This is a genomic window from Niastella sp. sgz303648 (assembly GCF_059587045.1).
Map to the genome: position 1 here is coordinate 19119 of NZ_JCAPSW010000003.1, position 19397 is coordinate 38515.

Consider the following 19397-nt stretch of genomic DNA (forward strand, 5'->3'; position numbering starts at 1 on the left):
ATTTTTTAACTACAAAATCAAATTTAGGAGCGTTTTCTTAACAGAATAACCGTGTTTTAACGGTAAATGAAGAGTATTTACCTTCAATTTTGAGGGAAATTGTTTTGATGGAGCGATGGGGATGTATAAATGACCATCTCAAACAAATGCTTTTTCAGAAACACTTGCACATGAAATGGACAAAACAGTGAGAAGGAAATAAGCGCGAAATGTAACATTTTATAGTTTATCCCACATATCTTTTGCAAACTGCTCTAACGACGGATCTCTTGCTCCCATTAACAGCAATACGCAGTTGTTGGTTAAATGTGGTTTGACAGCGGCCAGAAAATCTTCTCTATTCTCAATAAAGAAAGCCGGTTTATTTAATGCTTTCAGATCGTTGATAAGATCATTGGCAGAAATATCTTTTACAGCCGTTCCTCCTGCATAAAAAATTTCACTCATCCATATTTCATCTTCGGGGCGAAGAACATTGGCAATTTCATGTACGAAATCATTACGCAGAAATTTTGTTGGCCCATATCCATGCGGTTGAAACCAGGCAATAACCTTCGATGCAATAGGCTGACAGGCCTGAATGGCAGCTGCGCATTTTACCGGGTTGTGTGCAAAATCATCTATTACCCATACTCCGTTCTTATTTCCCATTACCTGATGGCGGCGGTAAATACCTTCATATTTGCTTAGTGATTCTGAGGATGTCGTCAACTTCACGCCAGCCTGTGCAGCAAGAGCAGCAGCAGCCAGCGCATTCTCCATATTATGTTTGCCAACAACATTTAATTTAAACGGTACCCCATTTATTTTAAAAGAAATAGCCAGTCCCTGTTGTGAAAAATCAGTGGCTTTATACCCGGCATCGCTATCATTCCATGAAAAATCCTGCTCAATAGATTGCGAAAATTTTTTCGCAAGCGGGTGCGACTGGTTTACCACAAACTTTTTCGAGTTCTCCTTAAAGGTTTGAAAAATATCGAGCAGTATTTCAATCTCTTTATGATCCTTATCGATATTCAATAACAATCCAACCTCGGGCTTATATTGAACAATGGAGCCATCGCTTTCATCGGCTTCTATTACCAGCCACTCGCCTGCACCAACTTTGGCATTACCAATTTTTCCCTGTTTGATAATGCTCACCAATCCTGCCCCGCTGATAATGCTCGGCTGCAGGCCTGCATATTCAAGAATATCAAACAACATAGCAGTGGTAGTACTTTTGCCGCTTGTACCCCCGATAGCAATTGTTTTTTTACTGGCTGCGATCATTGCCAGCAGTTCAGAACGCTTAATAATAGGTATATTCAGTTGCTTTGCTTTCTGCACTTCTACTACCGTATCTTCTACTGCTGTAGAAACTACCACCAGGTCGGTTGCGGCAGTGATACCCTCCCCATCCTGGAGAAAACAGGCAATACCTTCTGCCTCCAGTTTAGCTTTTGATTCGTTGTATTCATCTGGTTTGAAAAAGCGGTCACTTCCGGCAACATTTTTACCAATTCCCTTGAGGTACTGGGCAATTGCGCTCATACCACTACCGGCTATTCCTATAAAGAACGGAGTCTTAAAATCATGGATAGAAGATATCATAGTGCAAATAAAAATATTTAATGCAACATTTTGCGTTTTTTATCCGGGTTCCAAAAACAAAAACATTGCCGGACTTATATCAACCGCCGGTTTTGCATTAGAATTTCAAAAGAAATACCTGCTCAAAAAATCAGACGATATGCCTGTTACAAATGTGTCGTGCGTTCAGATAAAACAATATTATAATTGAAGCAGGATAATACAGGATGAACAGTTGCCGGTTTTTCTTACATTGACCCTCCAAAATTTAAAATGCGGGCCAATGAAAAAAGAACTGCTTGTAGCAGGTTTGTGCACTTTATTAAGCACTTTGAGCGCAGTGGGTCAGATAACTCTGCAACATCTGCTCACCGAAAATTTGGTGAATCCCATCGGAATCGACGTTGCCACTCCTCGTTTTAGCTGGCAACTCGTAAGCAACCAGCGTAACACATCGCAATCAGCCTGGGAAATCAAAGTAATTTCAGGTAAAAACATAGTATGGAACAGCGGAAAAGTAGCCTCATCACAATCGGTGCAGGTACCTTATGCGGGCAATGCATTGCAGCCTGCCACCAGGTATCAATGGCAGGTACGCGTTTGGGACAACAGCGGAGGCACAACAGCCTGGAGTACTCCGGCATCTTTTGAAACGGCCCTGATAGCAACCGGTAACTGGAAAGCACAGTGGATTTCGCCCGGTTTTACCGAAGATGCCATCAATCGACCGGCTATTCTTTTTCGAAAAGCATTTGCTGTAAATAAAAAAATACAATCTGCCAGAGCATACATTTCTTCACACGGTATGTACGAGGCACAGATCAATGGCCAACGTGTGGGCGATGCATATCTGACACCCGGCTGGACAAGCTACAACAAACGCCTGCAATACCAGGTATACGATGTTACCACGCTGCTGGCAGGCGGACAAAACGCAGTGGGCGTATCGGTAGGCAGTGGCTGGTACCGCAGCCATCTTGCCTGGGAGAATAACAAAGACGTGTTTGGCACCGATGTATCCCTGCTTTTTCAACTGGCAATTACCTATACCGACGGCACAACAGACCTGGTTTTATCTGATGGAAGCTGGAAGTCTTCGACCGGTTCTATCCGCTATGCTGAAATTTATAATGGCGAAACGATCGACCTGCGTGAGGAAAAAACAGGCTGGACAAAAGCAGCTTATAACGATGCCGCCTGGAGTCCGGTACAGATCGCAGGGCATTCAAAAGACGTGCTGATTGCTACGTATAATGAACCGGTGAAAAAGCACGAAACATTCAAACCAGTAAAAGTGCTTACCACGCCCAATGGCAAAACAGTGCTCGACTTTGGACAGAACCTCGTAGGATGGGTAATGGTAAAAGCCAAAGGAAACAGCGGCAATTCCATCGTGATAAAGCATGCTGAAGTACTGGATAAATATGGCAATTTTTACACCGATAACCTGCGTGCCGCCAAAGCAACGGCCACGTATATACTCGATGGGGAAGAAGAACGGATATTAGAACCACACTTTACATTCTTCGGTTTCAGGTATATATTGGTAGAAGGTTACCCCGGCGAAATAAAACCTGAAAATTTTACGGCCGTAGCGCTGTATTCAGATATGCAGCCCACCGGTAGTTTTGTTTGTTCCAACGCATTGCTCAATCAATTACAACATAATATTCAATGGGGACAACGCGGCAATTTCCTTGATGTACCTACCGATTGCCCGCAACGCGATGAACGCCTTGGCTGGACGGGTGATGCACAGGCATTTTCACGAACCGCAGCCTTTAACTTCGGTGTAAATAATTTCTTTACCAAATGGATGCACGATGTAGCGGCCGACCAGCGTGCCGACGGCCTGGTGCCTCACGTAATACCCAATGTATTGGGCCCAAATTCGGGAGCCTCTACAGGCTGGGCCGATGTAAGCACCATTGTTCCCTGGAACATGTACCTGGCCTATGGCGATAAAAGAATCGTGGAAAACCAGTATAACAGCATGAAGGCCTGGGTAAACTATATGCAAAATCAAAGTAAGAACGATCTGTGGCAAACAGGTTTTCACTTTGGCGACTGGCTTTTTTACCGGCCTTTTGATGATAACGATGGCATGGCCGCTGTTACCGACAAATATCTCATTGCCCAATGCTTCTATGCACACTCCACTGAATTACTGATTAAAGCAGCTACTTTGCTGGGAAAAACCGAAGATGCGGCTACCTATCAGGCATTGCTGCAAAAAATAAGAGCGGCCTTTGTTCGGGAATATCTTACGCCCAATGGCCGGCTGGTTTCGGGCACCCAAACAGCGTATGTGCTGGCCCTTCAGTTCGATATGCTACCCGATTCGTTACGTAGCCAGGCCGCAGAGCGGCTGGTACAAAACATCAAAACTTATAACTACCATCTCACCACCGGCTTTTTAGGCACGCCATACCTTTGTCATGTATTAAGCCGCTTTGGCCATACCGATATCGCATATAAATTACTGTTACAGGAAACGTATCCGTCGTGGTTGTATCCTGTTAAAATGGGGGCTACCACCATCTGGGAACGTTGGGATGGTCAAAAGCCCGACAGCACTTTTCAAACCCCTAATATGAACTCGTTCAACCACTATGCCTATGGCGCCATTGGCGACTGGATGTACCGGGTAATTGCCGGCATCGATACATACGAAGACGGTGCAGGTTATAAGCATATAAAAATACAACCGCATCCCGGAGGAAATTTAACCAGCGCTGCTGCCACGCTGCAAACCAACTATGGTACTGCGGGCATCAGTTGGTCGATGAAAGGAAGTGAGTTAACGCTGGATGTTGAGATACCGGCCAATACCCAGGCCGACATATTCATACCTGCAGCTACAGCCGAGGCTATAATCGAAGGCGGCAAACCGATATCGCAGCTAAAAGAAATACAGGTAACAGGAAAAGATGATCAGTATGTAGTGGTTAAAACAGGATCGGGGAAATATCATTTTGTGACGGGGGCAGTGCAGCAGTGAGGTTATTATAAAATTGCTATACACACGAAGGCCTTCAGGATCCGCTCCTGCAGGCCTTTTTTAGATGCCGGTTTAATATAATTGATTAAGTGCGTTGTCAAATATCCAGATATTCCCTGACCCGGGACGATAGCACAAGAGGTTCGGCAGATTGTTATATGTTGTCTGCTTTACCCGTCGTTAAATCAACCGGCACTGAGATATGTTCAAGCACTATCAGCCAGTTGCCTCCGACCTTAGAATAGCCGTCGGTAACGCGTACCGTGCGATCAATTGAATGGCCCCCGGTGTCGGTACCTACCACGTGCTGGATGCTGTGACTGAACCCGACATTGCCATCGACAGTGATGCCGAGATCTGTAATGTCGATTTTCGGCGTGTCCCTGAAGTGTGCGAAAAAGTCGACCCAATTCCTGCGATAGGCGTCAGCGCCGAGATATTCTTTTCGCGGCACAACGTCGAAAACAACGAGACTTTTATCAGGTATGTAGTTCTTCATGATCGCGTCAATATCTCCGGCGTTGAAAGCCGCTGCAAACTTGTCTTCAAGCGCCCGGATCGCTGCTTCATCGTTCAATGCATCAGATGCGCCACCTTCAGCGGGCTGAAAGAGTTCGATTGGATTTCCCGACGGATCATCTAATAAAATTTGTGAGCCACCCGGTCCTGTTGCGATTTCATTTCGAAAATGCACATGAGCCTCACGAAGCCGGCCGATTTCTGCCTCGAGATCGCGCACAGTAATTATGAGCCGGTTCCATCCGCCGGGCCCGGCCTTACTTCCATCCGGCATAGGTTTCGCGGCGCCTCCTGGTCCGAACGGAGTGCTCAGCACAAATTGCAGGTTGTCTTTCGAAAGCAGGGCAAAATTGGGGCTAACCTGATGCCTTACCTGAAACCTGAGGTATTTAGTGTAAAACGATACTGCCTCATCGAGGTCATTGACCATATATCGCACCATTATAGTTGCCATATCATAAACTTATTAAGGTTGTATCCTACATAGAACTTACTGCAAATAACATTCCCTCATTTTTCATTGTTTTTCAAAGCTATGCGCCGACGCCATACGCCGTAATAAATAGGGACGGCGGCAACCTGCCCTATTCCGGATATTAATTTTTTTTCGAAATGGTATATGTAGGTTCTATTTCATCCCTAAGATCAAGTATTATATCATAAGTGCCGGCTTCTACTTCAATATCCTTACCATACATATCCAATATTTTATCGTTCTCATTATCTCCATAATGATAGCCCCAATCGTTATTTAACCGAAACACCATAAGCCCTTTTTTTAAAGCAATATTTTTTAATACCCACAGGCCCCTTTTTAGGGAATCTTCGGTAAGTTGAATATCAGGAATGCTTTCTTCCCATCCTTTTGATGTAGCTGTTCCTGTTAGTCCCCATGTTGGATAGATCCTTTTAGCCTTCATTTGTTTTTCGCCCTGATGTATAACCAGTTCATTATAATTTCCATTCTCATCCTTTGTAAACTCCAGGAAGCCATTTGCTTCTTCTGCAAAAAAATAATTTTCCTTTTCTGCCAATAACACTGTTTTTTGCTGCTTCGAAGCCTGGGCCACGAGCCTGCCATCTTCTTTAGTGATGTACATGGTAAACGATGACTTAACCAAAAAAGCCCCTGTAAATTGCGCCAATACAGAAGTGGCCAATTTAATTTCAGCAGGTAATTTATAGGGTTTGTCAAAGAGAATAAGAAGAAGATTTTTTGTGATCAGATCCACAAATGCATTTTCATGATTGTTCAGCAGTATGATACAAATATCATCTTCGGGAATCCTTAAAAAATTACTTCTGTAACCTGCCGCTCCACCACTATGCGAAACCACCTGCTTCCCTTCAAAAGAACCAATCATCCAACCATATCCATAATTATTCCTGAATGGTGTGTACGCCTTTTTTAAAGATGCTTCTTTAATGATTGAAAAGTTTTGCAAGCCTTTATGAAATTTATACAGATCACCTACGGTAGAATAAATAGCGCCGGCCGCAAATGGCCCCGGTGATTCATACACAACAGCTTCTTTTTTCCTATTATCAGAAAAGATTGCATAACCGGTTGTTTTATTTTTATCGGATAAGTTCTTAAAATCAAAACCACTCGCGTTCATGTGTAAAGGGCTAAAAATATATTTCCTTACAGCCTCTTCATAAGTTATCCCTGTTATTTTTTTAATAATAAACCCGAGCAGCCAATAGCCGGAGTTACTGTAATTCCAGCCGGTACCGGGTGAAAAATCAAGAGGTTTGGTTTCTATAAATTTTATAAAAGATTTTTCAGTTTGGTCAGGCATATTGTTACCACGTGTATAGTCATATATGCCAGAAGTATGTGTAAGCAAATGTTCAATGGTTATACTATCGCCTTTTGGAAATTCAGGATAAAATTTGCTCAGTTTATCTGACAATGATAGTTTTTTCTGTTCTACCAGTTTTAATATTACTGTTGATGTAAATGCTTTTGTTACAGAATAGATTTGAAAAATGCTATGAGGGTCATTTATTGTATTGGCCTGAACATTTCTTATTCCATAACCTTTTTCAAGCAGGATCTTACCTTTTTGTGAAACCAATACCGAACCATTAAATTTATTGACCTTACAATAAGCATTCATTAATTCGTTCAGTTTTTGAGAGATTGTTTTTTGGCAAAACAGGGCCTGTGTTAACCCGAAGGTTAACAGTAACATGATTGTTTTTTTCATTATTAAATTTTTACCTGGTTATTTTTTCCACGTTAAAATGGTAACAAATATCATTTCATGTTCCCGCCATCTTATTTTCATCTTTCTTACTTTTCAGCAACATTAAAACATCGCCAAAACACTTTTTGAGAAATGTGATGGAATGTGATGAAAATGGGATGGAAGTTTATTTACTCCTTTATATAGCAAATTGGCTCAGGAGACGAGATTTTTGAGCCCTATAGACAAAGAAACATTCAGATTCTTTAGATGCTTTTGCCAAAAATATTGATGATAAAATCGAACTTGGTGGCCTGGCTGAATCACCTCTTGAAATTGATGAGTTTAGTTTGTGCGTTACCAAAGAATTGGTATAGATTTCAGATAATAACGTGATGCAAATAATATTCCATCATTTTTCATTGTATTTCAAAGCTATGCACTAACGTGCATACGCCAAAAAAAAGGGCCGGCGGCAACCGGCCCTTAAATATTAATTTTCTCCTATTACAAATTCAGTTTGGTGAAAATTTCAATTGCACCGTTGATGCCGGCATTGACATATTTTTTTATCGCGGCCTCTCCTTTTAATACATTAATTAATTTTATCTTGTCGGGACCAAGTTTGCTAACATCATCCGAAGTGGCTGGTTGATCATTGATGTAATACAAAACATTTGGAAGTGCTTTTTGGGTGCTATCCCTGTTTGCTGTTGATTGAATTATTATTTTATCAGCCGTTAACGTGATGACCTCTCCGCTCCGGGAAACAGAATCCTGTTTATTTTTTAATGCATATCCTATTACTTTAATGGGCGCAGGCGTTGTATCGTTCTTTAATACAGTTTTTTTCGCTTGCCTGGCAAAGGAATGGGTTGAAATGTTCGGCTGTTGTGCTGGAGAAGGGATGTCTTGCTGTTGCGGGTCGATAATAGGGGTAACAATTGGCGTAACAATCGCATTGGCTTTGCTTTCAATGGTTGAAACAGATAGGGTTGCAACCACTATTAAAGTAACCGGTAGTACCAATAGCTTGCGCACCGGGCCCCATGTTGTTTTGTTTGATGATGTTAACATAAATAATCGGCGTTTAATAGATGAATAATAGAATGCGTGTGTAGGGTTCAGAAAATGTTTTCCGTAATGCACCTGTAAAAGCATTTTCACGAAATCTTCCACGTTGTTGTTGCCAACCGCTTCTTTGTCTGCAATAAATTCGTGAATGGCTTTAAGTTCTTTTTGAATAAGCCAGTTAAATGGGTTCATCCAGAAAATGGCATTAATGATCTGGCAAAAAATGATATCTAACGTATGCTTCTGATGTATATGAGTAAGCTCGTGTTTGAATATCTTCTTTCCATGTGCTGTATCCAGCGAAATGGACTCCTTCCAGAAAAGATTATTTAAAAAAGAAAAAGGAGCGTGGTCAACATTGGTATAAATGAAATCAATGCCATTCATTTTCATAACAGCCGATTTCTTTTTTAGTCGATAAACTTTAAAAATGTTAAAGGCAAATAAGGCAATCAGCAAAAGGCTGATACTGATCGCCAGGTAAAAGATAATATCCACCAAGGTAAAAGCCGGTGAAGTATGATCGGTGATCTGCGTTGAAATAAAGCTCAGATTTGCAGAAGAAACCGGTATTTGCTGTTTTTCGATGATGAACCAGTTGAAATTAAAAAGCGGAATGATAAGGCTGCAGGCCATGCTGAGCAGCAGGTAAAATCTATTGTAGGAATTAAAACTTTTATTGCGTAAGGCTATCTGGTAATAGCCCGTAAAAACGCCTGAAATGAAAATTGATTTCAGTACATAGAGCAGTAAAGTATGGCTATTCATTTCCTTTCTTTTTAAGTTGGTTCAACAAAAATTCCAGGTCTTCGATCGACATTTCTTTTTTATCTACCAGAAAAGAAACCACTTTTGTGTACGACCCCTGGAAATAATTTTCGGTGATGGATTTTATACCACTGGCAGAATACTCTTCTTTTGTTACTAACGGATAATAGAAGTTGTTGCGGTTAGGATTTTTTACACCTACAAATTTCTTTTCTACTAAAATCTTCAACAAGGTGCCAACGGTATTATAATGAGGTTTGGTAGCCGACAGGTGTTCCAGAATATCTTTCATAAAACCACCTTCGCCCAAACTCCATAGTGTTTGCATGATCTGCTCTTCGGCAGCAGTAAGTTTTTTCATGATTTTTGTTTTGCCTAATTTCTTAGGCAATATTATGCCTAAATATTTAGGCAGAAAAATATTTTTGAATAAATTTTTCAGTCAATTGAAAATCAATCTGCTGTGTGGCTATAAAAAACCCGCATAAAATCATGATTTTATACGGGTTGCTGAATTTCGTTTCCTGAAGGCATACCGGAATGACATTGAGCCCTATAGCGATTATCAACTATTTGGTAACGATAGCCCTTAACCGATCCATATCCTGTTTCTGCTCGTACCTGATGGGAATTTCTTTTGAGAATCCCGATTTCTTTACAAATGCACGGCCTTCGATACGAACCAATGCTTCTTTCTTTTTGTAAATATCGCTCTGGTTCTTAATGGCACTGATATTGTCGATTTTAAGCGTAACAGGCAGTACAAATTCGGATCTTTTCTTTACCTGAACTTCCTCATTCAGTTCAAAGCTTCCGAAATATGCATTGTCGATGTACACATCACCTCTTGCAGCAGAAAGTTGAATTCCGAAATTGTTTGGATTATAATAGATCATGTTAGCGCCGGCAGTTGTTTTTAACAAGCCGGTTTCAATGAGCCGTACATCACCCACATCGCGAAACTCAGGTTCGCTTACATTTCGTGCACTTCGACATGCAGAAAAGATTAAAACAAATGCTAAAAGTAGTGTTGAAAATATTTTCATAATTACTGGTTTTGATATCAGAACTAAAACGATTACCCCTTTGAAGGGAAACTATCAGGCCAGTTTACGTTAAGAGTTTATGAAAATACTCTTTTAACAAGTTGTTGATAAGCCCGGGGTTGGGGGCAAACGGCGAATTATTTCACAAGATCCATACGCATGTGCGCGAACACCTGCAGGTAATAAATTCTATATGACATTGTACATGTAGGCTAGTGATGTTGATTGTGAAATAGCCGGATTGGGTTAGCTTGTATTAAGAACTATCCTCGTTTAATCATCCTTCCTGGTTGGTTTTTTGGAAGGAGCAACAGGTGAAGGGGCCGGTTGTTTGGCAGGCGGCGAAACCCGTTCTGGCCTGGCTGATCTTTGCATAAAGGGCTTTGGCTTTTCGGGTGAGGGAATAGAACGTTTTTGAACCGGTTTCATTTCGGGTACTGGTTTCAGTTGTTTGGCCGGCGGCGAAACCTGTACTGGTTTTCCGGCTGGTTTTTCAAAAACAGGTTTTTGTTTTTCTGCCTGTGCAGGAAAGGGTACAGCACGTTTTTCAATCGGCTTATTTTCAGGTATTGGTTTTTGTTGCTTCACCGGTGGAACTACGGGTGGTTGTACAGGAGGTTGCGACGGGGTTGGCCTGTTGTCTGGAATAACTGCCGGCCTTTCTTCTTTTTTTGCATCAACCTGCGGCTTTTTAATAAGTGGATGATCATTGTTTTTTACACCCGGAGGTACCGATTGCAGATTTTTGTCTTCAGCACCCCGGAATTCAGGCCGGTATATATCTACGATCCTTTCTTCAACTTTCGTTTTTTCGGGACGGTCATTATTATGAATCCGGTAAACAGGCACCTTTTCATGGGTGGCTCTGCTAATATCATCTGCCTTCGGACCGGCAACATAGGTTACCTGATTATATACGTATGTATTTTGTACAAATTTTGTGTCTTTGATAATATGATCATTGTTTCCGTGCCCTTCATGATACCGGTGAAAAGATCGTGAATGGATATATCTTTCAGGTATAAATATCCACCAGTTTAGCGGGCAGTTGTAATTACTGAACGATATACTGACATTGATGCCCGGCATAAGGGGAGCCCATCCATAGTAACCGCCGCCACTTCGCCAGCAAACCCAGGCAGGTCCCCAAATAGTATCGGGTATCCACATCCAGCCATAGAAGTCAGACCAGGTCCATCGCCCGTAATGGAACGGCGCCCATCCCCAGGGATAATCAGATACCCACATCTGTCCATATTCTGTCATGATCCAATACCCGTTTGTGTAATAAGGTTGAAATCCCGCATCTGCCGCCGGCACCCATACATAGCCATAATCAGGATCATTAAGCCATTGACCATAAGGAGCCAACTCGTTATAAAAAACCTGTAACGACACTGCCGATCGTTGTTGAGGGATTGTTTTGCATGCAGGCATAAACAGTACCAGTAATTGCAGCATGCCCCACATAACGCTATATTTGATAATTGACTTCATCGATAAATGCTTTAACTCAATGAACCAGGGAAACAACATTTTTTCACTGCATAAAAGTTTGTAAAAGTTAATGCAGGGAAAGTATATTTTCGGGAACGGCGGTCAATGATGAATATGAGAGTCGTCATAAATAATGTGCCATTGGCTTTTAACCAGCCCGGTGATTGATTATTTCCATCTCCTGCATTGACTATGGTCATTCTTATTCTACTTCTGTTGCGATAGCTTTGCATAAGCAAATAATATCCTTTCACATAAATGCCAGGGTATGAAACCGAGTTCTTTTATCATTATACTAACTTCTGCGTTTTTACTTTTTTCCTGCGTTAGTAACAAAAAATTCACAGGTCTGCAAACAAAGTACACGCAACTGCAGGGTGACCTCAGCAGTTGCAATGATGCCAAAGCCGAATTGACGCGGCAAAAAGCTTTGGTGGAAAGTGATAAAGCCAGCCTTGAAACCCGCATCAGCGACCTTAACAAACAGATAGAATTCCTGAAAGAGAACAATACCACCGTGCTGAAACAACTCCAGGATATTTCTGTGCTTTCATCTTCGCAGGCGGAGAGTATAAAAAAATCTTTGGAGAATATCGGCGCCAAAGACATTTATATTCAGAACCTGCAGGCAGCTATGTCACGCAAAGATTCGCTGAATCTTGTGCTTGTGATGAACCTGAAAGGCGCCATCGGCAATCTGAAAGATGAGGATATCAATATAAAAATTGACAAAGGAGTAGTATACATTGATATTTCAGACAAACTGCTTTTTAAAACCGGCAGGTATGAAGTAACGACTAGGGCACAGGAAGTACTGGGAAAGGTAGCGACGGTGCTCAAGGGGCACCCCGAAATTGAGTTCATGGTGGAAGGACATACGGATACAGTTCCTTACCATAGCGGAGTTTTACTCGATAACTGGGACCTGAGTGTAAAAAGAGCTACATCGGTTGTACGCATTTTACAAAACCAGTATGGCATGGATCCGGCAAAGATGGCTGCGGCAGGCCGTGGTGAATACAACCCTCTTTTAGATAACAGTACAGCGGAGAACCGGGCAGTGAATCGAAGAACAAGGATTATCATTCTTCCGCAACTCGATCAGTTTTTTAAACTACTTGAACCCAAACAACAATGATGGTGATAAAATACTGGTTATTTACATTTTAACCTAAAGGCTTTTAAGCAGTAGCTGCAATGGTATGTTCGTCCCCGATCCTGGTCGGGGCGTCAGGCTCTACTGTTGCTCACCCCGGCACCGCCACGAAAACCGGCTGCGTTCAAAAAGAAATTTCGCATACTCCCCGAAACATTAGGGAATTAATTTCCCTCCTTCATTTATTGACTTACATCAAGCCTTTTACTTTCAGTCGAATCTAGCTTTGCCGTTATAAAAACGCTACACAATGAAAACAAAAGAAATTTCTTTTGCCCGGCTATTCCCTCTTTGCACCTTCGTGTTCCTCAGCTGTCTTACTGTTGGCATCTCACTGGGAACCCTGCCTGCTTTTGTACACCAGACACTTCATTTTAATAACCTCATAGTTGGCCTTGTCATCGGTATTCAATCTGCCGCTACCCTCGCCTGCCGGCATTATTCCGGCACTTTATGCGATACCAGGGGCAGCCGGCTGGCGGTAAATTACGGCGCGATTCTTTCTGCCACAGCAGGACTTACCTATATTTTAGCAAATGCTTTTTCTGCTCAACCACTTATTAGCCTCGGTATTTTACTATTCGGGCGGTTATTGCTTGGGGTTGGCGAAAGTTTCATAATAACCGGGGCCTTATCCTGGGGCATAGGCCTGCTTGGGCATCAGAAATCCGGCAAGGTAATGGCCTGGGTAGGCATTGCCATATATGGAGCCGTAGCCTGCGGCGCCCCTTTAAGCACCTTTTTATATGAACATGCAGGACAATGGGCGCCATTTACATCGGTGGCCGTTTTCCCGCTGCTTGGCTGGCTCGCCATCGTATCCCTGGAACCCGTTCCCGCCGGCGGCAACAAACGCATCCCTTTTTACCACGTTATGTGGCAGGTAGGCAGGTCTGGCGCAGGGTTAGCTTTTGCAACCGTTGCGTTCGGAGGCCTCGCCTCTTTTATCTCGCTTTACTTTGCGCAAAAAGGCTGGACCGGCGCGCCGCTGGCCCTGACTTTATTTGGAGCAGCCTATATTCTTGTGCGCTTATTCCTGGCCCATTTACCCGACCGGTTCGGAGGTGCGCGGGTAGCGCTGGTTTCTTTATTGGTGCAAACAGCAGGACAGGTCTTATTATGGTTTGCCTCTTCGTCTGAACAGGCCCTTGCAGGGGCCACATTGACCGGGTTTGGCTTCTCGCTCGTTTTTCCTTCCTTTGGCGTGGAGGCCATCAGGCGTTTATCACCCGAAAACAGGGGAGTGGCCCTCGGAGGGTATGTGGCTTTTTTTGATTTGGCTCTCGGGTTAACAGCCCCAATGGCCGGATGGATCGCAACACAATGGGGCTATGACGCTGTTTATTGTTTTGGCGCCCTTGCTGCCGCCATCGCAGTCATAATAGCATTATCGCTGCGTAAAATCAGTACAAAGTAATTTGGTAAACCCAAAGTCAAAAGACCAATACTTTATAGCGTTAATTTCAGCAATTTTGAAACTATATGCACGAACAGCTCAGCACCTTTATCCGCGACTGGATTTCAGTTACAGAACAGGAGTTATCCCATATCCTGTCATTCTACAAACCCTTATCCCTTAAAAAATACGAAATACTCATGAGCGAAGGAGATCTGTCGCGGAGAATGTTCTTTGTAGTGAAAGGCTGCCTGCGGGTATTCTTTATTAAAGAAGACGGTTCAGAAGTAACACGTCGTATTATCTTTGAAAATGCGTTTTCTACCACCCTTGTCAGTTTCATCACCTGCCAGCCTTCGATGGAATATACTCAGGCCCTTGAACCTACTTCATTGCTCTATATCACACGCGACGACTTTTATGCGTTGCTGAAAACCATTCCTGAATGGGAAAAATTCTACCGGCAATACCTGGAATCCGCATACGTAATTAATACCAACAGGCTCATGAGTTTTATTACACAGGATGCCTCGGAACGATACCGGCAATTGCTTGAAGAAAATCCTGAAATAGTTCTGCGCCTGCCCAATCGCATCGTAGCGTCTTATTTAAATATATCTCCCGAAACCCTTAGCCGGCTGAAATCGAAAGGGTGATATTGCCGAGTGATGCGACTCAGCAGTATGCAAAACAGGAAGGTGTAGGGTGCAATTCAATCTACGGCATGACTTTGAGTCTTCGGGATTCTTTTTCCGGATGCAACGTGTTCCTGTATCATGGTGAAAATCTATCTACTTATCGCAATATTGGAGGTAATTATGTTGAAGATTCCGGAAGGCCGTTCTGCATTCATCTATCAGCCAGCTACTCTTAATATCTGTGGCATATTCCGCCAGGTGACAGGTATGACTTATGGCGGCTAAAGTGCCTAATCAAATTGAAAGGCCTTAAGTTAACGACTTAAAGCTTTTTTTATTCAGTGTTACTCAATATCTGCAACGACAGCTAACCGGAACTTCCATTTTATCGACATAAGACATGCATGCAGGAAGATCATCTCACACTTTTTTGTGATTGATTCCTTCCGGCGGGTAACATAGTTTTATCACCATCTTTATTCACAAACCCAAATAAAAATAATGAAAAAGCAATGGTACAAAAATGGCATTGTTTTATTTGCCATTATGTTGATAGCTGCGACCAGCAGCTTTGCCCAAAACCCAAACTTTTTGCCTTCAGGAAAATATTTGCTCAAAATAAAAGCAACAAAGGTGCACCTACTGGCATCCGATCAACCCGAACACAGCATATTAGTGACAGTCGTTCATAATGGAGATGATATTTTCATCAGTACCGAAGGCAGCAAAACAAATATTAGCGGGCATTTGACAAACCAACAGGACAGATCAAATACAGTAGGCCTTATTTGTTCTATCAATGGTACAGACAACTGGCTTTTATTTAAGGGAACTATGTATCATCCAAATACGAATGAAGTAGACCTCGGGATGTTTATATTTATACCAGGCACAGGCGGAGCTGCGCCCACCAGTAGTATGCCCGAAAATTTTCGAACCGGTACTGTTGGCAGCTTTACGCTTATTCCTTATTCGGGAAATGAAAAAATACAGCCTGTATCTGATGCAACGAAGACAAAAGAAGTATACAATTCAACAGAAGAGTGGTGGGCCGCTTTTAAGAAATGGATGGCTGGTGAAGGTTTTTAGCACAGCATCCAGATAGGCAAGTAACCTGTTTGAATAATAATTTGGTGAAATCAAATGAATGGTAGTCCCGACAGGAATCGAACCTGTATCAAAAGTTTAGGAAACTTCTATTCTATCCATTGAACTACGGGACCAGTTTAAAAAATATTCTGCAAAAATTCTATCCCCGCCCGAACGACGTTCAGTCGGGCGGGCATTGAACTACGGGACCAAACCAGCGGCAACGGGCTTGCCCTATGCCTGGCGGATGGCAAAAATAAGAAGAAAACCATAATCAGGCGGCTTAGCTTTCCAAAATCCCCTGAAAATCCTGCTATTAGAATATCAAACCGCTCCTTTTGATGACCACGCAAAAAAAATTTCATTTTTTTGAATCCTGCTGACATACTGTTGTCACTACCCCCTGGTAGGTTTGTGTTGTACTAATTACAATACTTAAAAAATAATAATTATGTCAACGCAAGAAGTAACCCAAAATGTTGCCGCCTCTATTTTAACGCCTCAGGCTTTGCTTAAACACTGGCAGGGTCATCGCGGCCTCACCCGTAGAATGATCGAAGCGTTTCCCGACGACAAACTTTTTACCTATTCCATCGGCGGCATGCGCCCGTTCTCTGATTTGGTTTATGAATTTCTCGGCATGGCCGTACCCGGCCTGCAAGGTATTGCCACCGGAAAATGGCAAAAATGGGCCGACGCTGAAAAAGTGACTACCAAACAGGAACTGCTGGCGCTTTGGGACGATGCAACCATCAGCATCAATAACATTTTGCCCACCATTTCACCCGAGCGTTTTCAGGAACAGGACGTGGCTTTTGGTCAATGGCCCGGCACCTGCATATCTTTTATTTTCTATTTTATCGATAACGAAATTCATCACCGCGGACAAGCCTACGTTTATTTAAGAAGCCTTGGTATTGAGCCGCCCGCTTTCTGGGATCGTCCCTAAAGTTTTTTACTGAAAAGAATGTAATTACACGGCCCATCCCGGGCCGTGTAATTTTGCTTTGCTGCTATTTAAACTGTTTTACTAACTTCCATAAGAAAATTTTCACCGGGTAACCTGCCTGACCATCCCGATCATGCGCGACCGCCGGCCAACATTTAAATAGTTCCAAATGAAAAAAGCATTCTGTTTATTATCTCTAAGTATAACGCTGTTCTCTGTTTCATTCACAGCCATGGCTCAAAATAAACCCCGGCTAAACCACATCGCCCTGTACGTAACCGACCTTAAAATCAGCACCCGCTTTTACCAGCAGATTGTTGGCCTCGATACCATTCCCGAACCCTTCCACGACGGCCGCCATACCTGGTTCAGCATCGGCACCCACGGAACCCTTCACATTATCTCGGGCGCCGCCGCTAAAACACCCCACGACAAAAATGCGCACCTTTGCTTCAGCGTTACCTCCACCACCGATTTCGCTTCAACCCTTAAACAAAACGGAGTTGAGTTCGAAAACTGGGCAGGCGAAAAAAATGCCATTACCACCCGTGTAGATGGAGTAAAACAACTCTACTTCCGCGACCCAGATGGATATTGGATCGAAATCAATGATGATAAGAATTAAGGGTAGCATGTAGCTCAGGTCGCTCATTGCTTTTTATAAAACACGGCCATTGTTCCTGCAGTTTGGGATAATTTATCTCATTCATAAAATCTTTGATTATCTACTTCTGCAAAAGCTAAGAGTCATGAATATTGCTGATTTAGGATCAGGTCAAAATACTGTGGTGGGCTTGTTGAGGCATAAAAATTTTCCGGGAGACAATGTATTTAGAGAATAATTATACGCGGTTAGCTTTTTTTCGCAGGTAATAACTACTTTTTCCCCTGTTATAGCTTTGTTTTCCGGTTTTAGTAACTTTTTTGTATCTATAGTTTGTTTTTCCCATCTATCGCTTTAAGCTCCTGAACGATAAGTACTTTTCCTTCATCGATAGCTATATTATCTTCAGCGTTAGTTACTTTTTTTGCCGTTTTTGGTTTCATGTTCCGGCTTTATAACTACTTTTCTTCGGGTGATAGTTACTTTTTCAGCGACCATAAATTTTTTTTAGTGAGAATTAACTTAAAATGCTCAAAAATTTTCAAATCACAGGAAAAAAAACCTACAATTCATCATATTTAATCTAACTCTTGATAAAAAGTAGTAAATGATCACAGTTCTAAACTTAATCACCACGGGAAAAAGTCTAAGATTAACTGTTCTTAATCTATAACCAGGGAAAAGTATCTACAAAGCTCCCTTTTTAATTTATAACCCGGAAAAAGGTAACTATCGTTCACCGCTTTTAACCTAACGCACCGAAAAAAATCTATAATGAATCCTTTTTCCCATATAACCACCAAAAATGCAACTATCGTTCACCATTTTCCACCTAACGCGCTAAAAAAAAATCTATACCGAATCCTTTTCACATATAACCACCAAAAAAACAACTATCGTTCACCATTTTCCACCCTATCTCCACAAAAAAATATCTATAACGAATTGTTTTTAACTTATCGTCCGGCAAAATGTACTTATGGGCGGGTGAAAAGTGATTAGGAAGGGAAATTGAATTCATAATACCTGAATATGAACTTATAAAGCCGGCCAACCTGAAGTGCGACCCGGTAACCAGATTAATCAAGGCACGCGCGCCTCGAACCACCCCTACCACAAACTATAAACCACAAACCGATTTAACCTATCTTTGCAATCCTTAAAAATTGCAGGATTATGAAGTTTTATACGTGGCTTATACGTTACCGCCTCTATCTGGGACTGGCGTTGATAGCTGTGGGCGTACTGGCCAATGTCTACAGTGGTTTCTGGCCGGCCTTCCCGGCTTACCTTATAGGTCTTATTCTTATCGCCGGTCACTTTTTTATCGGCCCCTTGCGTCTTATTCAGGAACACATGGAAAACGGTGATGTGGAAGGCGCCAAAAAAGTGCTCAATGCCGTTAAATATCCCAATCTGCTTTATAAACCCATCCGGTCGGCCTATTTTACCTTCAAAGGTCAACTGGCTATGATGGAACAGGATTTCGATTCAGCCGAGAAGAACATGAAAAAAGGGCTCGACCTGGGTACCCCCATGAAAGAAGTAAAAGGGGCCAGCCTGCTGCAAATGGGTATGATTTCGTTACAAAAGAACGATTTTAAACAGGCCGAAAAATACATCCGCCAGGCCATTCGCGAAGGCTTGCCCGATAAAGAAAATGAAGCGGCCGCCTACCTGCAGATGTGTAATATTATGATGAATAAAAGAGAGTTCAGGGCTGCCAAAGAATTCTTCCGCAAAGCCAAAGCGCTGAAGCCGACGACAAAGGAAATTGTAGGGCAGATTAAAGAAATAGAGAAGTATATTTCCCGTATCCCGGGTTAATGAATTGATAAGTTAAAAAGTTGAAAGGTTGATAGGGAACTGTCAACCTTTTTTAATGCAATACAGCTC

General features: G+C 42.4%; 15 protein-coding genes and 1 tRNA gene. 8 read left to right on the forward strand and 8 right to left on the reverse strand.

Features of this window, described 5'->3' with window-relative positions; all coding sequences use genetic code 11:
* Positions 1–219 precede the first annotated feature (219 nt).
* Positions 220–1593: a UDP-N-acetylmuramate--L-alanine ligase gene (locus AC59IL_RS08870; protein WP_496551755.1), complete on the reverse strand. Its 1374-nt coding sequence runs from the start codon at positions 1591–1593 to the stop codon at positions 220–222.
* Between the two features lie 262 nt (positions 1594–1855).
* Between AC59IL_RS08870 and AC59IL_RS08875 the strand changes: the two genes are divergently transcribed.
* Positions 1856–4573 (forward strand): family 78 glycoside hydrolase catalytic domain, encoded by a 2718-nt coding sequence (locus tag AC59IL_RS08875; protein WP_496551756.1) that lies wholly within the window; start codon positions 1856–1858, stop codon positions 4571–4573.
* 154 nt (positions 4574–4727) lie between these two features.
* On the opposite strand, the gene AC59IL_RS08880 is transcribed toward AC59IL_RS08875, so the two are convergent.
* The 6 genes from AC59IL_RS08880 to AC59IL_RS08905 form a co-directional block, all read right to left on the reverse strand.
* A complete protein-coding gene (locus AC59IL_RS08880; protein WP_496551757.1) occupies positions 4728–5522 on the reverse strand; it encodes a nuclear transport factor 2 family protein in 795 nt (264 codons plus the stop codon).
* Positions 5523–5688: 166 nt separating this feature from the next.
* Positions 5689–7305 (reverse strand): serine hydrolase, encoded by a 1617-nt coding sequence (locus AC59IL_RS08885; protein ID WP_496551758.1) that lies wholly within the window; start codon positions 7303–7305, stop codon positions 5689–5691.
* Positions 7306–7791: 486 nt separating this feature from the next.
* Positions 7792–9126 carry a M56 family metallopeptidase gene (locus tag AC59IL_RS08890; protein WP_496551759.1) on the reverse strand — a complete coding sequence of 445 codons (1335 nt, stop codon included), beginning with the start codon at positions 9124–9126 and terminating at the stop codon, positions 7792–7794.
* Positions 9119–9487 carry a BlaI/MecI/CopY family transcriptional regulator gene (locus AC59IL_RS08895; RefSeq protein ID WP_496551760.1) on the reverse strand — a complete coding sequence of 123 codons (369 nt, stop codon included), beginning with the start codon at positions 9485–9487 and terminating at the stop codon, positions 9119–9121. The genes AC59IL_RS08890 and AC59IL_RS08895 overlap by 8 nt, the downstream gene beginning before the upstream one ends.
* A gap of 208 nt (positions 9488–9695) precedes the next feature.
* Positions 9696–10172: an LEA/WHy family protein gene (locus AC59IL_RS08900; protein ID WP_496551761.1), complete on the reverse strand. Its 477-nt coding sequence runs from the start codon at positions 10170–10172 to the stop codon at positions 9696–9698.
* 273 nt (positions 10173–10445) lie between these two features.
* Entirely contained in the window at positions 10446–11669 is a 1224-nt protein-coding gene (locus AC59IL_RS08905; protein WP_496551762.1) for a DUF6600 domain-containing protein, read from the reverse strand.
* Between the two features lie 268 nt (positions 11670–11937).
* Here AC59IL_RS08905 and AC59IL_RS08910 point away from each other — a divergent pair, with 268 nt between their 5' ends.
* The 4 genes from AC59IL_RS08910 to AC59IL_RS08925 all read left to right on the forward strand — a co-directional run bounded on the left by AC59IL_RS08910 (position 11938) and on the right by AC59IL_RS08925 (position 15948).
* Entirely contained in the window at positions 11938–12807 is an 870-nt protein-coding gene (locus AC59IL_RS08910) for an OmpA/MotB family protein (RefSeq protein WP_496551763.1), read from the forward strand.
* A 268-nt stretch (positions 12808–13075) separates the two neighbouring features.
* Positions 13076–14242: an MFS transporter gene (locus AC59IL_RS08915; protein WP_496551764.1), complete on the forward strand. Its 1167-nt coding sequence runs from the start codon at positions 13076–13078 to the stop codon at positions 14240–14242.
* 65 nt (positions 14243–14307) lie between these two features.
* Positions 14308–14877 carry a Crp/Fnr family transcriptional regulator gene (locus AC59IL_RS08920; RefSeq protein ID WP_496551765.1) on the forward strand — a complete coding sequence of 190 codons (570 nt, stop codon included), beginning with the start codon at positions 14308–14310 and terminating at the stop codon, positions 14875–14877.
* A gap of 483 nt (positions 14878–15360) precedes the next feature.
* Positions 15361–15948: a hypothetical protein gene (locus tag AC59IL_RS08925; protein ID WP_496551766.1), complete on the forward strand. Its 588-nt coding sequence runs from the start codon at positions 15361–15363 to the stop codon at positions 15946–15948.
* A 59-nt stretch (positions 15949–16007) separates the two neighbouring features.
* Here the strand turns inward: AC59IL_RS08925 and AC59IL_RS08930 are convergent.
* A tRNA-Arg gene (locus tag AC59IL_RS08930) sits at positions 16008–16082 on the reverse strand.
* 317 nt (positions 16083–16399) lie between these two features.
* On the opposite strand from AC59IL_RS08930, the gene AC59IL_RS08935 reads away from it, so the two are divergent.
* The 3 genes from AC59IL_RS08935 to AC59IL_RS08945 all read left to right on the forward strand — a co-directional run bounded on the left by AC59IL_RS08935 (position 16400) and on the right by AC59IL_RS08945 (position 19328).
* Positions 16400–16897 carry a DinB family protein gene (locus AC59IL_RS08935; RefSeq protein WP_496551767.1) on the forward strand — a complete coding sequence of 166 codons (498 nt, stop codon included), beginning with the start codon at positions 16400–16402 and terminating at the stop codon, positions 16895–16897.
* Between the two features lie 169 nt (positions 16898–17066).
* Complete coding sequence (locus AC59IL_RS08940) at positions 17067–17522, forward strand: VOC family protein (protein ID WP_496551768.1); 456 nt, start codon at positions 17067–17069, stop codon at positions 17520–17522.
* Positions 17523–18677: 1155 nt separating this feature from the next.
* Positions 18678–19328, forward strand: coding sequence for a tetratricopeptide repeat protein (locus tag AC59IL_RS08945; protein ID WP_496551769.1), 651 nt, complete (start codon positions 18678–18680; stop codon positions 19326–19328).
* Positions 19329–19397: the final 69 nt, after the last annotated feature.

Coding starts and splice junctions, on each gene's coding strand:
- AC59IL_RS08880 (WP_496551757.1), bottom strand. CDS start 5,522: ATGGTCAATGACCTCGATGAGGCAGTATCGTTTTACACTAAATACCTC.
- AC59IL_RS08895 (WP_496551760.1), bottom strand. CDS start 9,487: ATGAAAAAACTTACTGCTGCCGAAGAGCAGATCATGCAAACACTATGG.
- AC59IL_RS08935 (WP_496551767.1), top strand. CDS start 16,400: ATGTCAACGCAAGAAGTAACCCAAAATGTTGCCGCCTCTATTTTAACG.
- AC59IL_RS08875 (WP_496551756.1), top strand. CDS start 1,856: ATGAAAAAAGAACTGCTTGTAGCAGGTTTGTGCACTTTATTAAGCACT.
- AC59IL_RS08885 (WP_496551758.1), bottom strand. CDS start 7,305: ATGAAAAAAACAATCATGTTACTGTTAACCTTCGGGTTAACACAGGCC.
- AC59IL_RS08925 (WP_496551766.1), top strand. CDS start 15,361: ATGAAAAAGCAATGGTACAAAAATGGCATTGTTTTATTTGCCATTATG.
- AC59IL_RS08890 (WP_496551759.1), bottom strand. CDS start 9,126: ATGAATAGCCATACTTTACTGCTCTATGTACTGAAATCAATTTTCATT.
- AC59IL_RS08900 (WP_496551761.1), bottom strand. CDS start 10,172: ATGAAAATATTTTCAACACTACTTTTAGCATTTGTTTTAATCTTTTCT.
- AC59IL_RS08915 (WP_496551764.1), top strand. CDS start 13,076: ATGAAAACAAAAGAAATTTCTTTTGCCCGGCTATTCCCTCTTTGCACC.
- AC59IL_RS08945 (WP_496551769.1), top strand. CDS start 18,678: ATGAAGTTTTATACGTGGCTTATACGTTACCGCCTCTATCTGGGACTG.
- AC59IL_RS08905 (WP_496551762.1), bottom strand. CDS start 11,669: ATGAAGTCAATTATCAAATATAGCGTTATGTGGGGCATGCTGCAATTA.
- AC59IL_RS08920 (WP_496551765.1), top strand. CDS start 14,308: ATGCACGAACAGCTCAGCACCTTTATCCGCGACTGGATTTCAGTTACA.
- AC59IL_RS08910 (WP_496551763.1), top strand. CDS start 11,938: ATGAAACCGAGTTCTTTTATCATTATACTAACTTCTGCGTTTTTACTT.
- AC59IL_RS08870 (WP_496551755.1), bottom strand. CDS start 1,593: ATGATATCTTCTATCCATGATTTTAAGACTCCGTTCTTTATAGGAATA.
- AC59IL_RS08940 (WP_496551768.1), top strand. CDS start 17,067: ATGAAAAAAGCATTCTGTTTATTATCTCTAAGTATAACGCTGTTCTCT.